Source organism: Mesorhizobium sp. M0991, from assembly GCF_040318915.1.
GTDB lineage: Bacteria > Pseudomonadota > Alphaproteobacteria > Rhizobiales > Rhizobiaceae > Mesorhizobium.
Genome location: NZ_JAMYNE010000032.1, coordinates 36,325 through 54,201, shown reverse-complemented (window position 1 = coordinate 54,201; position 17,877 = coordinate 36,325). Strand labels below are relative to the sequence as shown.

18 protein-coding genes and 1 tRNA gene are annotated in these 17,877 nt (G+C 62.1%); 11 read left to right on the top strand and 8 right to left on the bottom strand.

Translation table 11 applies throughout. The features are described from left to right. Positions 1-164 precede the first annotated feature (164 nt). Positions 165-254, bottom strand: a tRNA-Ser gene (locus NKH70_RS29910). 437 nt (positions 255-691) lie between these two features. Here NKH70_RS29910 and NKH70_RS29905 point away from each other — a divergent pair. The 9 genes from NKH70_RS29905 to NKH70_RS29865 all read left to right on the top strand — a co-directional run bounded on the left by NKH70_RS29905 (position 692) and on the right by NKH70_RS29865 (position 10,117). Continuing rightward, complete coding sequence (locus NKH70_RS29905; protein WP_352977229.1) at positions 692-1,447, top strand: hypothetical protein; 756 nt, start codon at positions 692-694, stop codon at positions 1,445-1,447. A 274-nt stretch (positions 1,448-1,721) separates the two neighbouring features. Then, positions 1,722-2,945: a septal ring lytic transglycosylase RlpA family protein gene (locus NKH70_RS29900; protein ID WP_352977230.1), complete on the top strand. Its 1,224-nt coding sequence runs from the start codon at positions 1,722-1,724 to the stop codon at positions 2,943-2,945. A gap of 130 nt (positions 2,946-3,075) precedes the next feature. Next, on the top strand, positions 3,076-4,206 hold the full coding sequence (locus tag NKH70_RS29895; protein WP_352977249.1) for a D-alanyl-D-alanine carboxypeptidase family protein: 1,131 nt from the start codon (positions 3,076-3,078) through the stop codon (positions 4,204-4,206). A gap of 64 nt (positions 4,207-4,270) precedes the next feature. Next, the gene (gene tmk, locus NKH70_RS29890) at positions 4,271-4,945 is read left to right on the top strand and encodes a dTMP kinase (protein WP_352977231.1); all 675 of its coding nucleotides are present in this window, start codon (positions 4,271-4,273) and stop codon (positions 4,943-4,945) included. Further along, positions 4,942-5,997, top strand: coding sequence for a DNA polymerase III subunit delta' (locus NKH70_RS29885; protein ID WP_353026864.1), 1,056 nt, complete (start codon positions 4,942-4,944; stop codon positions 5,995-5,997). The genes tmk and NKH70_RS29885 overlap by 4 nt, the downstream gene beginning before the upstream one ends. 122 nt (positions 5,998-6,119) lie before the next feature. Beyond that, a complete protein-coding gene (gene metG, locus NKH70_RS29880) occupies positions 6,120-7,706 on the top strand; it encodes a methionine--tRNA ligase (protein ID WP_352977250.1) in 1,587 nt (528 codons plus the stop codon). Beyond that, positions 7,706-8,500, top strand: a complete 795-nt coding sequence (locus NKH70_RS29875) for a TatD family hydrolase (protein ID WP_352719487.1) — start codon at positions 7,706-7,708, stop codon at positions 8,498-8,500. The genes metG and NKH70_RS29875 overlap by 1 nt, the downstream gene beginning before the upstream one ends. Before the next feature lie 3 nt (positions 8,501-8,503). Next, a complete protein-coding gene (locus NKH70_RS29870) occupies positions 8,504-9,322 on the top strand; it encodes an MBL fold metallo-hydrolase (protein WP_352719488.1) in 819 nt (272 codons plus the stop codon). A 204-nt stretch (positions 9,323-9,526) separates the two neighbouring features. Further along, positions 9,527-10,117 carry a hypothetical protein gene (locus NKH70_RS29865; protein WP_352914698.1) on the top strand — a complete coding sequence of 197 codons (591 nt, stop codon included), beginning with the start codon at positions 9,527-9,529 and terminating at the stop codon, positions 10,115-10,117. A gap of 102 nt (positions 10,118-10,219) precedes the next feature. Here NKH70_RS29865 and NKH70_RS29860 read toward each other — a convergent pair whose 3' ends face one another. From NKH70_RS29860 to NKH70_RS29845, 4 genes are read right to left on the bottom strand one after another with little or no spacing between them, the layout of a single operon-like run. Next, a complete protein-coding gene (locus tag NKH70_RS29860; RefSeq protein WP_352977240.1) occupies positions 10,220-10,774 on the bottom strand; it encodes a DUF2076 domain-containing protein in 555 nt (184 codons plus the stop codon). 31 nt (positions 10,775-10,805) lie between these two features. Then, complete coding sequence (locus NKH70_RS29855; protein ID WP_352914694.1) at positions 10,806-11,507, bottom strand: Bax inhibitor-1/YccA family protein; 702 nt, start codon at positions 11,505-11,507, stop codon at positions 10,806-10,808. A 24-nt stretch (positions 11,508-11,531) separates the two neighbouring features. Continuing rightward, complete coding sequence (locus NKH70_RS29850; RefSeq protein ID WP_352719492.1) at positions 11,532-12,305, bottom strand: anti-sigma factor family protein; 774 nt, start codon at positions 12,303-12,305, stop codon at positions 11,532-11,534. Beyond that, a complete protein-coding gene (locus tag NKH70_RS29845; protein WP_502908422.1) occupies positions 12,305-12,835 on the bottom strand; it encodes a sigma-70 family RNA polymerase sigma factor in 531 nt (176 codons plus the stop codon). Before NKH70_RS29845 ends, NKH70_RS29850 begins: the two co-directional genes overlap by 1 nt. Before the next feature lie 220 nt (positions 12,836-13,055). On the opposite strand from NKH70_RS29845, the gene NKH70_RS29840 reads away from it, so the two are divergent. Beyond that, positions 13,056-14,240, top strand: a complete 1,185-nt coding sequence (locus NKH70_RS29840) for an amino acid aminotransferase (protein WP_352719494.1) — start codon at positions 13,056-13,058, stop codon at positions 14,238-14,240. A gap of 139 nt (positions 14,241-14,379) precedes the next feature. Next, positions 14,380-15,204: a nucleoside triphosphate pyrophosphohydrolase gene (gene mazG / locus NKH70_RS29835; RefSeq protein WP_353026860.1), complete on the top strand. Its 825-nt coding sequence runs from the start codon at positions 14,380-14,382 to the stop codon at positions 15,202-15,204. 6 nt (positions 15,205-15,210) lie between these two features. Here mazG and hflX read toward each other — a convergent pair whose 3' ends face one another. From hflX to NKH70_RS29820, 3 genes are all read right to left on the bottom strand, one after another. Then, entirely contained in the window at positions 15,211-16,602 is a 1,392-nt protein-coding gene (gene hflX / locus NKH70_RS29830; protein ID WP_352719496.1) for a GTPase HflX, read from the bottom strand. Beyond that, positions 16,603-16,848 carry an RNA chaperone Hfq gene (gene hfq, locus NKH70_RS29825; protein ID WP_006202172.1) on the bottom strand — a complete coding sequence of 82 codons (246 nt, stop codon included), beginning with the start codon at positions 16,846-16,848 and terminating at the stop codon, positions 16,603-16,605. It lies immediately after the preceding gene. Between the two features lie 145 nt (positions 16,849-16,993). After that, complete coding sequence (locus tag NKH70_RS29820) at positions 16,994-17,857, bottom strand: D-amino-acid transaminase (RefSeq protein ID WP_352977242.1); 864 nt, start codon at positions 17,855-17,857, stop codon at positions 16,994-16,996. Positions 17,858-17,877 lie beyond the last annotated feature (20 nt).

Here is a 17,877-nt window from a genome sequence, read left to right as displayed (position 1 = left end):
CCTGATCAGACCAGATACCGTTCCCGATTCGAAGGCCATCCGTCGAAAGCGCCCGCGTCAACGTGCAGCGAAAATAGCGCTTACCAGCTTCCCGCAGGAATCCCGCGGAACATGGGCATTTTAAGCAGCTGCGGCTGGGTCGGAGAATAGTTGCGCGGCGCGATTGGCGGAGGGAGTGGGATTCGAACCCACGGTGGGCTTGCACCCACGCCGGTTTTCAAGACCGGTGCCTTAAACCGCTCGGCCATCCCTCCAAGGTGATTTTTCAATCACTTAGGATATCGCGAGAGGAGCGGGTTCGAGCAATCGGTACCGGATTGGCACCAGGACGTTCCCCGACCGGTTCGCGCTTCATTCCTCTAAAGCCGCATTCAACACCAAGTCAACCGTGGCGGCCGCAGCTTTCGGCGCGATCCAGGACGGTGAGCAGCGTCATGGCGAGCTGTGTTTGTGCTGGGTGTGGAAAATCGTTTTTAAAACCCGCACGGACTATTAATCGTTGCGCGCTGATATGTTGGGCGCATTAGGCACATGTAAGTAAAATCGTATTCTGGAGTTGATTTTGGCCGTACTTGGCGCTCTCCCGCCCGGTCTCCGCTGTAGACCAATCCGCGAAACCGACTGGGAGGGGGTGGTCGATTGCCTGTGCAGAGGCTTTCCGGCGCGTAACCGGAGTTACTGGATCCAGGCTTTGACCCGTTTGTCGCAGCGGCCTGCGATTGCCGAGTTCCCACAATATGGCTTTGCTTTGGAGCATGCCGGTCGGATCGTCGGCGTTGTGCTCACCCTTTATGCTCGCTACCAAGGGTCGGAGAGCGAGGAAATCCGCTGCAATCTTTCAAGCTGGTCAGTCGATGCAGAATTCCGTCCCTATGGTGCCATGTTGGTTGCGGCGGTTCTCAAGCGGAAGGACGTGACCTACACGAACATTTCGCCGGCACAAGCGACGTTGAAAGCCAACCGGGCGCTTGGCTTTCGGCTCTTCTCCAGTGGACAATTTACCTTCTTGCCGGCTTTAAGTTCGGCGCAGCGGTCAAGTCGCGTGCTCGAAGTGCGTCCCGGTCTTCCGGAATTGGCGATGCTGCCCGAGAGTGAGAGATACATACTCTCGGAACACGTCGCGCTGGGCTGCCTGTCGTTGATCTGCATTTGCGACGGAGCAGCGTTCCCCCTGGTGTTGATGCCGCGCCGAATGTTGCACGGTGTTGTCCGGTGCCATCAGGTCATCTATTGCCGCTCGCTCGCAGATTTGAGCCGTTGCGCCGGTGCGATGGGGCGCTTTCTCTTGCGAAGCGGAATCCTGGTTTGCTTTGTCGACGCCAAGGAGCCGATTCCAGGTTTGGTGGGATGGTACCGGCCCAACAAGGGGCTGAAATACTTCAAGGGTCCCAGACCACCCGCACCTGGAGATCTGACGTTCACCGAGCTTGTGATCTTCGGTCCCTGAATCTGCGCTGGCAGCCAGGCCAAGGCAAGGGCAAAGCGCAGCAATGAATGGCGCTGCTGATCGACAAGCGATGATTTTGATGCCGATCGGCGAGACGGTCCGTGCCACAATCTCGCCCGGTTCCGACCACAATCGGTTAATACGGTGATAAACAATTCCTGCGCACAAAAAGGATTGGGGTAGGGCGTCGCCGGCGTTTCTGGAGTGGGTGCTTTGGCATCGCTGATGTTTATGCTGCGGTGCCTTCGTCGATGCTATAGGGGACAATCAAAATATGCAGACCACGGCGCGCCCGCGTCTTCGTCGCGCTTCCGCTTTCGCGCTGTTTGCCTTGTCGGCAGCCTTTCTTGCGGCATGTGCCGGGCCGCAGCAAAAGGCGATGGTCAACAAGAAACCTCGCTCCAAGGAATATTTTTCCGAAGCCGAGTATGGCGTGAAAGCCAGCCCGCGCGTGATGTTCAAGACGTCTCGGGGACGCGACCAGCTCGGCAAGCCCTATCAGGTGCGCGGCAAGTGGTATTATCCGAAGGAAGACAAACGTTACGCCAAGGTTGGTCTCGCGTCCTGGTACGGTGAGGCGTTCCACGGCCGGTTGACCGCCAACGGCGAAGTCTACGACATGGCAGATCTGACGGCGGCGCATCCGACCATGCCGCTGCCGAGTTATGCGCGTGTCACCAACGTGAAGACCGGCAGCTCGGTGATCGTGCGCGTCAACGATCGCGGACCCTACCATGATGGACGCATCATCGATGTGTCGAAGCGCGCTGCTGAAATGCTCGATTACGCCAATATCGGTACGGCCGAGGTGAAGGTCGAATATGTCGGCCGTGCGCCGCTCGAAGGCAATGACGGGCAGTATCTTATGGCTTCGTATCGTCCAGGCAACAGGGCGCCGGATCCGTCGGACGGCCTGCCCAGCGGTGTCATGGTCGCCATGAATGGGCCGTCGCCAAGCCTGCCGGTGAGCGCTGCTGCCGTGCCATTCCCCGGTCAGCTGACGAATTCCGGGCAGGGATCCGATGCAGGGCCTGCCATGGCGGTGCAAGCATCAGCGTCGGGAGACATCGTACTGCCCGACTTCGGCCCGATCGTGCCGGAGCGTCCGGAGATCAACTTGCCGGCGCAATCGCCATTCACCGTGGCGTCGCTGTCTTACGCCGACGAGCGCGGGCAGCGCGCCTCCAACGCGTTTGCCGGGCTGGATGGCACAGGCATGTCGCCCGCCGAGCTTCTTCAATCGTGGAAGCGGCAAGCTCCTCCAGCTGGGTCGCCCACAGCCTATGTCGCGGCGGGTTCGTTCGAGAATGCCGCCGAAGCCGAGCGGGTGGCGGCGCAGCTTTCCAGCTTCGGCAAGATCGAGATCCAGCGCTCCGAACTCGACGGCAAGGGCTGGTACTCGGTTAACCTCTATGCCGACGGCCGCGGCAGCCTGGACGAGATGCTGCAGGCAGCGTGGTCGCATGGTGCGCCGGACGCGCTTGCTGTACGCAACTGACCTCGGGCTGCCTGGTTTTTTCGTGCGCGATTGATCCGCCAGGCAAAAGCCTGATAGCTTCTGCCAACTTGCAAAAGCGCCGGCTCACTGGTCGAACCTGATGAAATTTTTCCACCCTTTCACCGGGCTTATGACGCTCGGCCTGCTGCTGCTCTCGCTTGTGCCGGCCTCGGCACAGCTTTTCGAGACCAAGGCCGCGCAGGCCTTCATGATCGATGCCGAAACCGGCACGGTGCTGATTTCCAAGGACGCGGACAGGTTGATCCCGCCGGCCTCGCTGGCCAAACTGATGACGATGGAGGTGGTCTTCGACGCCATCAAATCGGGGCGCATGACGCTCGACGACACCTTCGTGGTCAGCGAGAACGCCTGGCGCAAAGGCGGCGCTCCTTCGGGGACATCGACGATGTTCGCGAAACTCAAGTCGACGATCCGGCTGGAAGACCTGATCAAGGGCGTGACCGTGCAGGCGGCCAATGACGGCTGCATTGTCATCGCTGAAGGAATGGCCGGGTCCGAGGCAAACTTCGCGGCGCAGATGACCGAGCGTGCCCGCCAGATCGGCTTGCAAAAATCGACTTTCGTCAATGCCACCGGTCTGCCGGCCGATGGGCAGCAAACGAGCGTTCGCGAACTCGCGCTTCTGGCCCTGCATATCTGGCGCAACTACCCGGATTTCTACCGCTATTACGGCCAGAAGGATTTTGCCTGGAACAAGATTTCCCAGAGGAACCGCAATCCGCTGCTGGCCATGGACATAGGCGCCGACGGGCTCGCGGTCGGCGCCAGCGAGCAATCCGGCTTCGGCATCGTCGGCTCGGTCAGCCACAATGGCACAAGGGTGATCGCGGCGATGAGCGGCCTGGCAAACGACCGCGAGCGTGCTGAGGAAGCGCGAAAGCTGCTCGACTGGGGCGTTCGCTCCTTCGAGAAGACTGAAATATTCGCCAAGGACGAAGTGGTTGGCGAAGCCCAGGTCTTTGGCGGCGCCAAGTCCGGTGTCGCGCTAAAGGCAAAAGGACCGGTGCAGATCTTCCTGCCGATCACCAACCGCGACAAGCTCACCGCCAGGATCGTCTATGACGGACCGGTTGCCGCGCCGGTGGAGGAGGGGCAGCCGGTGGGTGCGCTGCGCGTCTGGATCGGCGATACGCTGAGCCAGGAAACGCCGCTGTTTGCCGCCGAGTCGATCGGTGTCGGCTCGCTGCCGCAGCGCGCGCTCGACGCCGCCAAGGAACTGGCCGTCGGCTGGCTGCGTTAGCACCGTCGCGGTGGACCTTTTTTCCCGCGGGGACTATACGGTCCCCGAAGTATGGACAAAGGCTTTGGCGCGCGGATTTTTCATCACTTTTGAAGGCGGCGAAGGAGCAGGCAAGTCGACGCAGATCGAGCGGCTGGCAAGGAAGATGCGCGCCAAGAAATACGATGTGCTGGTGACGCGTGAGCCGGGTGGCTCGCCGGGCGCGGAGGCGGTCAGACATGTCCTGCTTTCAGGCGCAGCCGAGCCGTTCGGCCCCAAGATGGAAGCGCTGCTTTTCGCCGCCGCGCGTTCCGACCATGTCGAACAGGTCATCCGGCCGGCAGTCGAGCGCGGCTCGGTCGTGCTTTGCGACCGCTTCATCGATTCTTCGCGCGTCTACCAGGGCGTCACCGGCGGCCTCGACCCGGCATTCATGGACGCATTGGAGAAGGTCGCCATCAATGGCATGGTGCCGGACATGACACTGATCTTCGACATCGACCCCGCCGAGGGCCTGAGGCGCGCTACCGCCCGGCGGGGCAGCACTGACGGACCGGACCGCTTCGAGAAGGAAACATTGGCCATCCACCAACGTCGGCGCGAGGCGTTTCTCGCGATCGCCGCAGCTGAACCCGAACGCTGCGTCGTCGTCGATGCGTCAGCCGACCTAGATGCGGTGGAGCATGTCGTTACCGCCACGGTCTTCACGGCTCTCGAGAGGATGATGCCGGCGCAAAGAAGGCAGGCGGCGCCGGCATGATTTTCGAACGCATCGCGCCCGAACAGCACGACACGCTGGACGGGGTGCCCGAGCCATCCGAGACGCCGCGTCTTGTCGGTCACCTGCAGGCGGCCAACATGCTCGCCACTGCTTATCGCTCGGGAAAGCTACCGCACGCACTGATCTTTGCCGGACCGGTTGGCATCGGCAAGGCGACGCTGGCCTTTCACCTGGCGCATCATCTGTTGAAGCACCCGGCCTTCGAGCAGGCGCCGGAAAGCCTTGCCGTTCCAGATCCGGCTTCGTCGCTGTTTCGCCAGATCGCCACCGGGGCACATCCTTCGGTGCTGCATCTTACACGCCCCGCGAACGACAAGACCAAGAGCTTCAAGACGGTGGTCACGGTCGACGAAATCCGCAAGGTCAGCCGTTTTCTGTCGCTGACCTCGCACGACGGCAGCTACCGGGTGGTTATCGTCGATCCCGCCGACGACATGAACACCAATGCTGCCAATGCCTTGCTGAAGAATCTTGAAGAGCCACCCGCGCGCACCTTGTTCATCCTCATCGTCCATGCGCCGGGCAGTCTGCTGCCGACGATCCGGTCGCGCTGCCAGATGGTGCGGTTGGCGCCGCTCGATGCCGAGAGCTTGATGACGGTTCTGGAGGGCATCGAGCCGCCGCCACCGGAGGATCCTGCGGCGCGCGCGGCGCTGGCGCAGCGGGCAGGGGGCAGCGCGCGCAATGCGATCCTGTTGACGCAGTATGGCGGGCTTGAAATCGCCGCCACCCTCGACGCTCTGGTGATGTCCAAGAAGATAGATGTCGCAGGCGCCTACCGTCTTGCCGAGGCGGTCGCCGGCCGCGACCAGGCGATCCCGTTCGAGATATTCAATCGCCGCGCGCTTGATCTGCTGTCGGCCGGCGCCAGCCAGGCCGCGCTCGCCGGCGATCTCGCGCGGGCCAAAACGCTATCGGATACTTGGCACGAGGCTTTGAACGCTATATCTGAAACCGAGACCTACAATCTCGACAAAAAGCAGCACGCCCTGACCATGATCGACCGCCTGAATTCTGCAATGCGAATGTGACGGCCGCTGGCGTGGCTTTGAAGCCCCTGAGTATTGATTCCCAATCAATCGCAGGAACTTCGAAAGCCACCACATTGGCGTCGGATGGCAATTGCCGTTTCGATGCGATATCTCACCGCGACATCTTTCATTCAGACATTCATGACGGCTCATCCATGGCACGCGAAAAATACTACGTCACGACGCCGATTTTCTATCCGAACGGCAAGCCGCATATCGGCCATGCCTACAATGTCATCGCCAGCGACACACTGGCCCGCTTTCAGCGGCTCGATGGCAAGGACGTCTTCTTCGTCTCGGGAACCGACGAGCACGGTTTGAAGATGCAGCAGACGGCGGACGCCGAAGGCCTAACGCCGAAAGCGCTTGCCGATCGCAACTCGGCGATCTTCCGCTCGATGCTCGAAGCGACTGGTTGCTCGAACGACGTTTTCATCCGCACCACCGAAGAGCGTCATTACAAGGCCTGCCAGGCGATCTGGACGCGCATGGCTGAGAATGGCGACATCTACCTCGACCGCTACAGCGGCTGGTATTCGGTGCGGCAGGAAGCCTATTTCGACGAGGCCGAAACCAAGGTCGGTGACGACGGCGTGCGCCGCGAACCGCTCGGCTCGCCTGTCGAATGGACCGAGGAAGAGAGCTATTTCTTCCGCCTTTCCGCCTATCAGGACAGACTGCTCGCGCTCTACGAGAACAGCCCCGAATTCGTCGGACCGGCGGAGCGGCGCAATGAAATCATCAGCTTTGTCAAATCCGGCCTGAAGGATCTGTCGATCTCGCGCACCACATTCAAATGGGGCGTGCCGGTGCCCGGCGATGAGAAGCATGTGATGTATGTCTGGGTCGATGCCCTAACCAACTACATCACCGCGGCCGGTTATCCGGATCCGGCCAATGAGAGATGGTCTTTCTGGCCGGCGAACGTCCACGTCATCGGCAAGGACATCATCCGCTTCCACGCGGTCTACTGGCCGGCATTCCTGATGTCGGCCGGCATCGAATTGCCGAAGCGCGTGTTCGCGCATGGTTTTCTGTTCAACCGTGGCGAGAAAATGTCGAAGTCGGTCGGCAATGTCGTCGACCCGTTCGCGATGATCGAGCACTACGGCCTCGACCAGGTGCGCTATTTCTTCATGCGCGAAGTGCCGTTCGGCCAGGACGGCAGCTACAGCCATGAGGCAATCGTCAACCGCACCAATGCCGACCTCGCCAACGATCTCGGCAATCTGGCGCAGCGCTCGCTGTCGATGATCGCCAAGAACTGCGGCGGCGCGGTGCCTAAGCGCGGCGAATTGAGTAATGCCGACAAAGCGATCCTCGATCAGGCAGATACCGCCCTTGTCACGGCGCGCAGGACGATGGCCGACCAGGGCATCCACCTTGCTCTGGCGGCGATCTTTGGCGTGGTGGCCGAAGCCAACCGCTATTTCGCTGGGCAGGAGCCATGGGCGCTGAAGAAGACCGATCCGGCGCGCATGGAAACGGTGCTGTGGACGACCGCTGAGGTGATCCGGCGTGTCGGGTTGCTGTGCCAGCCCTTCATTCCGCAGTCGGCGGCAAAGCTGCTAGACCTTTTGGCGGTGCCGGCCAGCAGCCGTAATTTCGAGCATGTCGCGGAAGGCCATGCGCTGGTATCCGGCACGGCGCTGCCGGCGCCGGAACCGGTATTTCCACGTTATGTCGAGCAAACGGATACAAGCGCCTGATGCTGGTCGACAGTCACTGCCATCTCGACTTTCCGGATTTCGCCGAAGAGCGGGCGGCCATCGTCGCCCGCGCCCTTACGGCCGGCATCGGCCGAATGGTGACGATCTCGACGAGAGTGAAGCGATTTAGCCAAGTGCTTGAGATTGCCGAGACTTTCGATGAGGTCTATTGCTCGGTGGGCACCCATCCGCACAATGCGGCTGAAGAGCTTGATGTGACTGTCGATGACCTGGTGCGGCTGTCCGCTCATCGAAAAGTGGTGGCGATCGGCGAGGCCGGGCTCGATTATTTCTACGATCATGCGCCGCGCGATGCACAGGCACAGGGATTTCGCACACACATCGCCGCGGCGCGCGTGACCGGTCTGCCGCTGGTCATCCATTCGCGCGACGCCGACGATGACATGGCTGATATCCTCGAAGAAGAAACAGGGAAGGGCGCCTTCCCCTTCATCCTGCACTGTTTTTCGTCCGGACGCAGGCTGGCCGAGATCGGTGTGGCGCTCGGCGGCTACGTTTCCTTTTCCGGCATCCTGACCTTCAAGAACTCCGCCGAGTTGCGCGCCGTCGCCGCCGATGTGCCGCGCGACCGTCTGCTGGTCGAAACCGACGCGCCATACCTTGCGCCGATACCGTTTCGCGGCAAGCGCAATGAGCCTGCCTACGTCGCGCATACAGCCAAGATACTGGCCGAGACGATCGGCGTCCGCGAGGCCGAGATCGCTGGTATCACCACGGATAATTTCTTCCGGCTATTCAGGAAAATGCCGCGCCCGAGCGCGCCGGGCGCCTGACGCATGAGCGACCGGTTGCGTCTTACCGTCCTCGGCTGCGGCTCATCGCCGGGCACGCCACGCATCACCGGCGACTGGGGCAATTGCGATCCCGCGAACCCCCGGAACCGGCGCACGCGCACCGCAGCGCTTGTCGAGCGGATCGCGGCGAATGGCGCCCGGACCACGGTCGTCATCGACACCGGCCCGGATTTCCGCGAGCAGATGCTGCTGGCATCGGTCAAGCGCATCGATGCGGTGGTCTATACACATCCGCATGCCGACCATATCCACGGTATAGACGATTTGCGCGGCTTCGTGCTCGAGCAGCGCCACCGGATCGACATCCATGCCGATCAGGCCACCATGCTGCGCCTACGCGAGGCGTTCCGCTACTGTTTCGAAACACCGAAAGGCAGTTCGTATCCGCCGATCGTCGACGCCCATATCATCGACCACCACAGGCCGGTGGTGATCGAAGGCGAGGGCGGCGCCCTCACCCTCGAACCGCTGCTGCAGCTCCATGGCGACATCACCTCGCTGGGTTTCCGCATCGGCGGGCTGGCTTATTGCCCTGACGTCAGCGACTTTCCGGACGCGACGGCCGAGCGTTTGCGCGGGCTGGACATGCTCGTCATCGACGCGCTGCAATACACCGTCCACCCGAGCCATCTGTCGCTTGGCCAGGCGCTTGGCTGGATCGAAAGACTAGCGCCGAAGAACGCGGTGCTGACGCATATGCATGTTCCGCTCGACTACGCCACGGTAATGGCCCAGACGCCGGCCAACGTCGAGCCTGCTTATGACGGCATGACGATCGAAATCCCTTACGAATCAGCGTGAAGGACCAAGTTTTTACGGCTGGGTTCCCGGGTTGGATCTCGCGAGGTGCTATCTTCACGCCACATCCAACCGGCCACGCCAGTTCCATAATCTATCTTATGCGACTAAAGCCTATAGCATCCGTTGGCGGCGAGATCAGACCGGTCACTCTTAGACATTCGCTATAGCGCTGAGGAGGCAACGGGCATGCTAGGGTTGCGAATCATGAAGACACTCCCGCTGCTTGCAAGTCTTGCCCTCACCCTCGCGTGCGCGCTCACGGGCGCGCGAGCGCAGGACCTTGATCGTGCGCTAGGCGAGAACGACCTGGCTTTCGCCAAACGTGTTGTTGGGTTCGCCGACAATGCTGATCCGCACACCACAGCCGTGAGCTGGAACGGCCTCCAGACACTCTTTGTCGATTACCAGACCGCTGAGGACTATCCGGAACGCCCGCTCGTCGCGCTGCAACGGCTAGCTGACAACAGGTATCGTGCAATCCAGGTCACGCTCGGTGAACAAGAGGGCGACACACCGGACATAGCGCTCGGCCTCGCCAACGCCGACCACGACCCGGCAAAGGAACTGATCGTGATACTTTCCTGGGCTCAGATCCACTACGATGTCGAAGGGACGCTCTACGAAGTTCGCATCTTCGATGATCCCAAGCCGGGCCAGAAGGCGCTGACTCAATTGAAAGCGAGCCGGAAGTTCGATGCCACATGCGACTGCCATTGGCGCGATGGCACAACGAAGCGCTTCCGCTTCAAGACCATCGCGGCGGTCAAGACTGAACTGAAGCGCCTGGGCTATTAGCCGCCGGCGGGGGCTCGCTTCCCGGATGTTGCCCTCGCCACCTCGCCTATGCTGACCGGCAATCGTCACTAGCGCCAGCACCGGCACAGGCTGGGTCGCTCGTCAGAACTCCATATCACCGAAGTCACCGCCATTGTTGGAGCTGGCATCGCCTGCCTGATCGGCTTCGTCCGGCTGCGGCGTCGGCTGTTCGGCTGCCTTGGCTTCGCTGCCACCAAACATGCCGGCGATCGCGTTGCCGAGCAGCACGCCGCCCGCCACGCCCATCGCGGTCTGCGCGGCGCCGGCAAGGAACCCGCCGCCTGCCCGCTGTGGTGTGTCCTGCGGCCCTTCAGTTGCGACGGAGGCGGTGCGCCCTACCCGCGGAACCGAGCCTGAGCGCCTGCCGCCGCTGCGGCCGAAGAAGCCGCTCAGCGGTCCACCGCCGGCCGGCTGCTGCGCCTCCTCTTCCAGTTCTTCGATGCGCGCCTGAGCTGCGTTCAGGGCCTGCTCCTGCATCACAATCGTCTGGGCCATGTAATATGGCGCCCCAGGCTGCTGGGTGATCTGGTCCTGGATGAAGCGCTCTGCTTCGGCATCGCGCGGCGGCGCCTGGCGCTCGACGCTTGCCAACTTCTCGAAGAGCTGTCCGATCGCCTGTTGATCGTTTCTGTCCATGAATCCAACTCCGGTCGTGGTCCGACGTCGGCTATTCGCGCTCGCCGGAGAAGTTCAACAGCAGTTGGAAGATGTTGATGAAGTTCAGATAGAGCGAGAATGCACCGAAGACAGCGAGCTTCTGCTGTGATTCCGCACCGAAGTTTTCCGCATACTGCTCCTTGATAGTCTGGGTATCCCAGGCGGTGAGGCCGATGAAGACGGCGATGCCGATCACCGAGATCGCGAACTGGAGCGCGGTCGAGCCCAGGAAGATATTGACGATGATGGCGATCACCACGCCGATCAGGCCCATGATCAGGAACGACGAGAACTGCGTCAGGTCGCGTTTGGTCGTGTAGCCGTAAAGGCTGGTCGCGCCGAACATGGTGGCGGCGATAAAGAAGGTGCGTGCGATGCTGGTGCCGGTAAAGACTAGGAACACGGAAGCCAGCGACAGGCCCATGACGGCGCAGAATGCCCAAAACATCGCCTGGGCGCCGGCTGCCGACATCGTCTGCATCCGAAACGAGAACAAGAGCACAAAGGCCAGCGGGGCAAGCATCACCACCCATTTCAGTGGGGTGGAGAAGATCGGCACGTAAAGGGCGGGCGTGGAAGCCACCACGAACGCGATCACGCCCGTGACGACGAGGCCAAGGCCCATGTAGTTATAGACGCGCAGCATGTGCCGGCGCAGGCCTTCGTCGTAGACGGCTCCGGCTCGGGCCCCGATATATCCGAGATTGTTCATGTGGTTCTCCTTCTTGAAGGTCGATCAGTAAAGCGTTTTGGCGAGCGCTTCGGCCGTGCGATCGAGACCGCCGACATCGCTGCGTCCGACGACCGCGTAGGCGACCTCGCCGATCTGGAAATAGGCCGAGGAAACTTCGCCCGAGAGAACGACAGTCGGTTTGACGACATCGAATGTTCCGGGTCGGATGGCGAACAGCGAGACCAGCCCCATCTCTTTTGTCTCGACGGCCATCTCGACGCTCGGGCCGAATTGCGATGGATAGATCTGCACGTCACGGACCGTCCAGTCCGCTGGCAGCGATGGCATCACGATCGCAGTCGCGGCGCGGATTTCGTCGGCGTTGTAGCCGGGTGCTTCGGGTTGCGACGACATCGCCTCGCGCACGAGCGTCGTGCGGTGCGCCCGGACCGCGTCCTCCACATAGGCCGGCGGATGGGTCGAAGCGACGACTTCCGTCACCGATATCGGTCCGATGAGCCCGTTCGCAAGCCAGCCGGCAGCGACGAAGACGGCGACTGCCGCCGCTCTCTGCAAAGCACCAAGGACGCGGCCGCGCGCCAATCCCCGTTCCAGCCGCCGTGCGGCATCGGCCGTCGCGGGCCGCGCCATGCCTTTCGATCCGGCAAGCGCCACGCGCAATTCGTCACGCATCCGTAAGTCGGACATCACCCGCGCGGCCGCTTCCGGGCGGGCCGAAAGGAACGCCTCGACCTCGATGCGACGAGCCACGTCCAGCTGATCGTCGACATAGGCGTCGAGATCGGTGTCGGTCACGGGATCGCGCAGTTGGTTCATCATCGACCTCCGACGATCTTCAGATGGCCTTTCGCGCGTGCCGGCACCGCGTCCTCCATCTCGCGCAGGGCCGCACGCGCCCTGCCGATGCGCGAGATCAGCGTCCCCAGCGGCACGCCGCTGACCTCGGCAGCCTCGCTGTAGCTAAGTCCCTCGATGGCGACGAGATGCAGCGCGCAACGTTGCTCTTCCGGCAATCTGAAAAAAGCGTCGCGCACCTGCGCCAGACGGACCGAATGTTCCTGCGGAGCCCGGACATTCGCCTCGGCGAGATAGCCGGCCTGTTCGATGCGCATTGCTTCCGATTTGCGGGATCGCAATCCGTCGATGAACGCGTTGTGGACGATCGACAGCAGCCATACGCGAAGGTTTCCGCCGGAGCGGAAGCTGCCGCGTCGCTCATAGGCACGCACCAGCGCATCATGCACCAGATCCTCTGCATCGGCGCTGTCGCGTGTCAGCGAGCGTGCATAGCGGCGCAGCGAACCGAGCTGTCCCAGAATATCGAAGCGTGGCATCGGCCGTTTCATGTCCTGTTTACGGAGCAGGTCGTGATTTTAATCCCGCTTTCCCCGAATTTATCTTGGGCGGCTCGCCGCGCTCTCTCCTGGGAGATATCGCGCCTGCCCTCGCGCGGCAGATAGTATTGGCCGCCCTCGAGGCAAACCCGACGCCGAGTTGGCGCATATGAAACTGCTGGCAAAGCACGGCTGGTTTGCGTATCACTCCGCCGCCAACGGAACCTTATCGATGTTCGAAAATCTCCAGCCCGCGCCTGCCGACAAGATCCTTGCCTTGATCGGCCTCTATCGCGCTGATCCGCGTCCCGACAAGGTCGATCTTGGGGTGGGCGTCTACAAGGATCGCGAGGGCAAGACGCCGGTGATGCGCGCGGTGCGCGAAGCCGAAAAGCGGCTGCTGCAAGGCCAGGATACCAAGACCTATCTCGGCCTTGCCGGCGATACCGCCTTCAACGCGGCGATGGCCAGGTTGGTGTTCGGCCCAACCGCCGACATGACGCGCATTCGTGCGGCGCAAGCCCCCGGCGGCTCCGGCGCGCTGCGGCTGGTGGCAGAGCTGCTGAAAAGGACCCGCCCCGACGCGACGGTCTGGCTGTCGGATCCGACCTGGCCGAACCACATGCCGGTGTTGCGCGCCGCTGGCCTGCAGATACGCGAATATCCCTATTTCGACGCTGCTTCTGGTGCGGTTCGCTTCGACGACATGCTGAATGCATTGAGAGCCGCGAATCCTGGCGACGTCGTATTGTTGCATGGCTGTTGCCATAACCCGACAGGCGCCAATCTAGACATCTCGCAATGGGCTGCCATTGCAGATCTTGTCGTTGAGCGCGGCCTGCTGCCCTTTGTCGACATCGCCTATCAGGGCTTTGGCGAGGGGCTTGATGCGGATGCCGCCGGCTTGCGCATGCTAGCGGCAAAAGTTCCGGAAATGGTGGTTGCCTCGAGCTGCTCGAAGAACTTTGCCGTCTATCGCGACCGCGTCGGTGCAGCGCTGATCATGGCGAAAGACGGCGCGCAGGCGGATTTGGCGATGGGCCAGATGCTGTCGGCGGCGCGCGCCATGTATTCGATGCCGCCGGACCACGGCGCGGCGGCGGTGCGCATCGTGCTTGAAGACCCCGCATTGCGTTCCGACTGGGAGGCAGAGCTTGAAGAGATGCGGCTGCGCATGCTGCGGCTGCGCGTCCAGTTCGCCGAGGCGCTGCGGCGGCAGTCCAACTCCGACCGTTTCGATTTCGTCGCCAGCCATCGCGGCATGTTTTCCCGGCTTGGCCTGTCGGAAGCGCAAGTCGAGCGGCTGCGCGCCGAGCATGGCATCTACATGGTCGGCGACAGCCGCATCAACGTTGCGGGCCTGCCCGAGGACAGCATGGATGCGCTCGCCAAGGCGATCGTCTCCGTGCTCGACTGACACTTTTGCTAACTAGGATCTTTTTTCGGAAACCGGCTTCCACTTTCGTATCATGGTCTGGCCGCCCATCTGTGGACAAGGCGCCCTCACCGGCTGAAGCCGTTGGCCGCACAGCCGTGTACAGGATAGCGTTCGCCTGATGAAACCCTCGAAAGACATTTCCCGGCTGATCGAGATCATGGCCGCGCTACGAGCACCGGAAACCGGCTGCCCGTGGGATATCGAGCAGGATTTTTCGACAATCGCGCCATACACGATCGAGGAAGCCTACGAAGTGGCGGACGTCATCGCGCGCGGCGACCTGGACGATCTGCGCGATGAACTCGGCGATCTCCTGCTGCAAGTGGTCTACCACGCGCAAATGGCCGAGGAGGCCGGCGAATTTTCATTCGGTGACGTGGTCAAGGCCATCACCACAAAAATGATCCGCCGCCACCCGCATGTTTTCGGCGACGAAAAGGCGCGCAGCGCCGGCATGGCCAAGGGCATGTGGGAAAAGATCAAGGCAGAGGAAAAGGCGGAGAAGCGCAGTGCGCGCCTCGCCCGTGGGCTCGACCCGGAAGACCATGGCAAGGGCTTTCTCGACAGCGTGCCGGTCGCCCTACCCGCGCTGACCCGGGCGCTCAAACTGCAGGAAAAGGCCGCCCGCGTCGGCTTCGACTGGAGCGAGGCGGCACCGATCCTGGAAAAGATTGAGGAGGAGATCGGCGAGTTGCGCGAAGCGCTGGCCAACGGCGACAGCGCGCCGATCAAGGACGAGTTCGGCGACATGCTGTTTGCGGTCGTCAATCTCGGCCGGCACCTCAAAATTGATTCCGAAGCGGCACTCAGCGGCACCAACGAAAAATTCCGGTCGCGCTTCCACTATGTCGAGCAGGCGCTGCAAGCGTCGGGAAACAGCCTCGAAGAGGCGACGCTGGACGAGATGGAAGCGCTCTGGCAGCAGGCAAAAAGCGCGAAGTAAACGCCCCTACCCGTTGTTTTGACGACGCAATCGGCTTTCAATCTCTTGCCGAGCGCTGTGCGTGGCCTTGAGCGCGATGGTCACGCTGCCATCCTCATTGTCATCACGCGAGACGATGTCGCCGTTGCGGTAAAGCCAGTCGACGACGCCGAGTTGGTCGGGCTTGAGCGTGACAGTGAACGTCTCCAGTTCGCCCGACATCATCGTCTCGATGATCGCCTTCAGCGCATCGATGCCCTCGCCGGTTACCGCCGATATGGCGATCGGCGGTGCCTTCTTGCCGTCAGCACCATCGGCAAGCAGCCGCGCCCGGTTGCCTTCGTCGAGCCGGTCGATCTTGTTCCACACTTCGATGACGCGCTTGCTGTCGCGGGCATCGACGCCGAGATCGGCAAGGATGCGCTCGACATCTTCGGCCTGCGCGGCCGTATCGGGATCGGAGATGTCGCGCAGGTGAATGACGAGGTCTGCCTCGACCACTTCCTCCAGCGTCGCCCTGAAGGCCGCGACCAGATGCGTTGGCAGGTCGGAAATGAAGCCGACCGTGTCGGAAAGGATGATCGGCGTTCCGTGCAGCAGGCGCACGCGGCGCAGCGTCGGGTCGAGCGTGGCAAACAGCATGTCTTCCGCCAGCACCCCTGCTCCGGTCAGCCGGTTGAACAGCGTCGACTTGCCGGCGTTGGTGTAGCCGACGATCGCCACCACCGGAAACGGCACCTTCTTGCGCTTGGCGCGGTGCAGGTCGCGGGTGCGGCGCACGGTTTCGAGCTCGTGCTTCAGCTTGGTGATCTTGTCCTGCAGCACACGCCGATCCGACTCGATCTGGGTCTCGCCAGGGCCGCCGAGAAAACCGGCGCCGCCGCGCTGGCGCTCGAGGTGGGTCCAGCTCCGCACAAGGCGGCCCTTCTGGTAGTTGAGATGGGCAAGGTCGACCTGCAGCGTGCCTTCCTTGGTGCGGGCGCGCTCGCCGAAAATCTCCAGGATCAGCCCGGTGCGGTCGAGCACCTTGGCGTTCAACTCTTTTTCGAGGTTGCGCTGCTGTACCGGGGTCAGCGGATGATCGACAATGACCACTTCCGCGTGGCCCTCTTTGACGATCTCGGCGAACTCCGCGACCTTGCCGCTGCCGAGCAAGGTCGCCGGACGTGGATCGTTGACGGTCACCACCGCCGTGTGGACCAGGTCAAGGTCGATGGCGCTGGCGAGGCCGACCGCCTCGTCGCGACGGGCCTCGGCAGAACGGGTCAGGCGCGGGCGATTGGTATCGTCGTCGCCACGCGGCTGCCGGGTAAGCACCGGCACGATGACCACCGCCCGGGTCGGACCGTTGGCCTCTGTCCCGGTCTGGTGTGCTGGTTTTCCGCGAACGCTGCGGTCCGCGTCTTTCTCGCGTGCCAATCAGGCGCCCTGGCTTTCCTCACCATCGAACATCTGAACCGGCTGGCTCGGCATGATCGTGGAAATAGCGTGCTTGTAGACAAGCTGGGAATGGCCGTCGCGACGCAGCAGAACGCAGAAATTGTCGAACGAAGTGACCACGCCGGTCAGCTTCACGCCGTTGATGAGAAAGATGGTGAGTGGGTTTTTGCTCTTGCGAACTGAATTCAGGAACAGGTCCTGAAGATTTTGCGATCGTTCCGCCATTGTTCTTGTCTTTCGCCGATCCCCTTCGGTTTGCAGGCCAATGCGCCAAATTAGCCGGCACATGTCAAGCACGCAAACACCATCTTGCCGTCAGTAACGACAAGCAGAACGAGATATATTGATGTTCATTCCATCTGTGCGGTTATCAGGCTGGACTTTTTTCCGCAACGTCAAAAAAGGCCTGCCGTAATGAAACTGTTATCGAGCCCGGGTGGCCGTTGGAGACGGGAGCGCCATCGATCGCCACCACCGGCATGGCGATCGTGGTGGCGGAGCTGATGAAAACCTCACGCGCGGCCTTGGCTTCGGCAACCGAAAAGCCGCGCTCTTCGATCTTCAGGCCGAGCTTGGCGGCGACATCGAACAGCGTCGTGCGGGTGATGCCACGCAGGATGCCGTGCTCGGCGGGGCGCGTCACCAGCACGCCGTCCCTGGTGATGATCCAGGCATTCGACGATCCACCTTCCTTGACGGTGCCGTCGACATCGACGAACCAGGCCTCCTGAGCGCCGGCTTCCTTGGCTTTCTGCTTGGCCAGCACGTTCGGCAACAGGCCGACCGACTTGATATCGACCCTATCCCAGCGGTTCTCCGGCACCGTGATAACCCGGATCCCGCTCTCGGCCCGCCTCACGGCAGCTGCAGGATCGGCTTTTTTGGCGGTCACCACCAGCGACGGCTTCGTGCCCGCCGGCGGGAAGAAAAACTCGCGGCTGGCGACACCGCGTGTCACCTGGACATAGACCAGGCCGTCGACGACATGGTTGCGGCGCACCACCTCGCGCATGACGAGCGGCAGCACGCCGCGCGTGATCGGCCAATCGATCGAGAGTTCGGTAAGTGAGCGGTTCAATCGGGCGAGATGGCGCGGCATGTCGACGATGAAGCCTCGTGCCACCTCGCAGACCTCGTAGACGCCGTCGGCGAATTGATAGCCACGGTCCTCGATGTGCACGGAAGCTTCGGCGTGAGCGACGTAGCGCCCGTTCACATAGGCAATGCGCGACATGGCTAATCCCTGGAAGAAGT

Excerpts from the sequence above, each read along its gene's own strand:
- NKH70_RS29900 (WP_352977230.1), top strand. The coding sequence starts at position 1,722 with ATGCAGACCACGGCGCGCCCGCGTCTTCGTCGCGCTTCCGCTTTCGCG.
- NKH70_RS29895 (WP_352977249.1), top strand. The coding sequence starts at position 3,076 with ATGACGCTCGGCCTGCTGCTGCTCTCGCTTGTGCCGGCCTCGGCACAG.
- NKH70_RS29885 (WP_353026864.1), top strand. The coding sequence starts at position 4,942 with ATGATTTTCGAACGCATCGCGCCCGAACAGCACGACACGCTGGACGGG.
- NKH70_RS29875 (WP_352719487.1), top strand. The coding sequence starts at position 7,706 with ATGCTGGTCGACAGTCACTGCCATCTCGACTTTCCGGATTTCGCCGAA.
- NKH70_RS29870 (WP_352719488.1), top strand. The coding sequence starts at position 8,504 with ATGAGCGACCGGTTGCGTCTTACCGTCCTCGGCTGCGGCTCATCGCCG.
- NKH70_RS29865 (WP_352914698.1), top strand. The coding sequence starts at position 9,527 with ATGAAGACACTCCCGCTGCTTGCAAGTCTTGCCCTCACCCTCGCGTGC.
- NKH70_RS29860 (WP_352977240.1), bottom strand. The coding sequence starts at position 10,774 with ATGGACAGAAACGATCAACAGGCGATCGGACAGCTCTTCGAGAAGTTG.
- NKH70_RS29855 (WP_352914694.1), bottom strand. The coding sequence starts at position 11,507 with ATGAACAATCTCGGATATATCGGGGCCCGAGCCGGAGCCGTCTACGAC.
- NKH70_RS29850 (WP_352719492.1), bottom strand. The coding sequence starts at position 12,305 with ATGAACCAACTGCGCGATCCCGTGACCGACACCGATCTCGACGCCTAT.
- NKH70_RS29845 (WP_502908422.1), bottom strand. The coding sequence starts at position 12,835 with ATGAAACGGCCGATGCCACGCTTCGATATTCTGGGACAGCTCGGTTCG.
- NKH70_RS29840 (WP_352719494.1), top strand. The coding sequence starts at position 13,056 with ATGTTCGAAAATCTCCAGCCCGCGCCTGCCGACAAGATCCTTGCCTTG.
- mazG (WP_353026860.1), top strand. The coding sequence starts at position 14,380 with ATGAAACCCTCGAAAGACATTTCCCGGCTGATCGAGATCATGGCCGCG.
- hfq (WP_006202172.1), bottom strand. The coding sequence starts at position 16,848 with ATGGCGGAACGATCGCAAAATCTTCAGGACCTGTTCCTGAATTCAGTT.
- NKH70_RS29820 (WP_352977242.1), bottom strand. The coding sequence starts at position 17,857 with ATGTCGCGCATTGCCTATGTGAACGGGCGCTACGTCGCTCACGCCGAA.